The sequence below is a fragment of the Spirillospora sp. NPDC048823 genome (assembly GCF_043198445.1).
GTDB lineage: Bacteria > Actinomycetota > Actinomycetes > Streptosporangiales > Streptosporangiaceae > Spirillospora.
Genome location: NZ_JBICUT010000047.1, coordinates 1 through 1573, shown reverse-complemented (window position 1 = coordinate 1573; position 1573 = coordinate 1). Strand labels below are relative to the sequence as shown.

Genomic DNA, 1573 nt, shown 5'->3' with positions numbered 1-1573 from the left:
TACGGCAGCTGTAGATCGTGACTTCGGGGATGTCGCTGCTGGTCGGCGGGGCAGGCGGGGATGATCACGATCGGGTGGAGTCCCGGACATGCGGGACGGCCGCCCGGATCGTTGTTTTGTGTGACGAAAACAGAAACCCCGACGGCCGTCTGGGGCACGATAGCGCATGCCGATGATGAGCGGCGGGCCGGTTTCCTGGATGCGGTGATGGCCCGGATCGCGGGTTGTTTCCGCAGGTGCGAGCCGCGGCGGCTGGTCCGCGACTTCGTGCTGGGCCTGCTGATGGAGCTGGAGGACCACAACTGCTGGACGCTCGGCGAAGCGCTCGGGCACACCGGCCCGCACCGGCTGCAGCACCTGCTGTCGAGGGCGAAGTGGGACGAGCGCCAGGTCCTGGACGAGACCGCGGTCTGGGCCGCAGAGCACCTGACCGACATCCATGACGGCGGGGACGTCGGCGGGGACGTCGGCGGGGACGCGGTGTTCATCGTGGACGAGACCGGCGACGCCAAGTCCTCCACCGACTGCGTCGGCGCGGCCCGCCAGTACTCGGGCAGCCTGGGCGGGGTCGCGTTGTGCCAGGTCACGGTGAACCTCACCCTCGCCACCGCGCGGGGCCACACGATCATCGACCGCCGCCTGTACCTGCCCCGCGACTGGGCGGCCGACGAGGAACGCCGCGAACTGGCCGGCGTCCCCGAACAGGTCGAGTTCGCGACCAAGCCGCAACTGGCCGCCACCATGCTCGCCCACGCCCGCCACCGCGGGATCGGCGCCGCCTTCGCGGCCGGGGACGAGGTGTACGGCGGCCGCGATCTGCGCCGCACCGTCCGCGGCCTGGGCATGGGGTATGTGATGGCCGTCAAGCACGACCACACCATCGCCCTCGGCCCGCACACCACCACCGCCCGCAAGGCCGTCCGGCTGATCGGCGACGGCGGATGGCAGCGCATGCGCACCGGAACCGGAACCAAAGGCGTCCGCTCCTACGACTGGGCCATGCTCGCCATCACCCCCGACGACGCCCCCGAAGGCGACCAGGCCGGTGACCAGGCCGGTGACCAGGCCGGATGCGCCGTTCTGCTGGTGCGGCGGCACCGCTACACCCGCAAACTGTCCTACTACCGCTGCTACAGCCCGCAGCCCGTCCCGCTCGCCCGCCTGGTGGCCGTCGCCACCGTGCGCTGGAAGATCGAGGAGGACCACCAGCTCGCCAAACAGGCCTGCGGCCTGGACAAAGGCCAGACCACCCGCTGGAGGTCCTGGCATCGCTGGACCTGCCTGGCCCTGCTCGCCTACACCTACCTCGCCGTCACAGCCGCCACCGAACACCATCCCGACGACGCCGACGACTCGGAACTGATCCCCATCACCGTGCCCGAACTGCTCCGGCTGATCCGAGGGACCCTCGTGCCCCCACCCGCCCGCAACTCCGGGCACCGGCTCGCATGGTCGCTATGGCGCCGACGCCACCAGCGACGAGCCCGAACCTGTCACCACGCCTGGCACACCTACGCCGAAACCACACCATGATCACAGCAGGTCAGGACCAAAATTACAGCTGCCGTATCAG

General features: G+C 70.0%; 1 protein-coding gene. It reads left to right on the top strand.

Annotation, left to right across the window (positions count from 1 at the left end):
• Window positions 1-120: 120 nt before the first annotated feature.
• Complete coding sequence (locus ACGFK0_RS37645; protein WP_392913561.1) at window positions 121-1533, top strand: IS701 family transposase; 1413 nt, start codon at window positions 121-123, stop codon at window positions 1531-1533.
• Window positions 1534-1573: the final 40 nt, after the last annotated feature.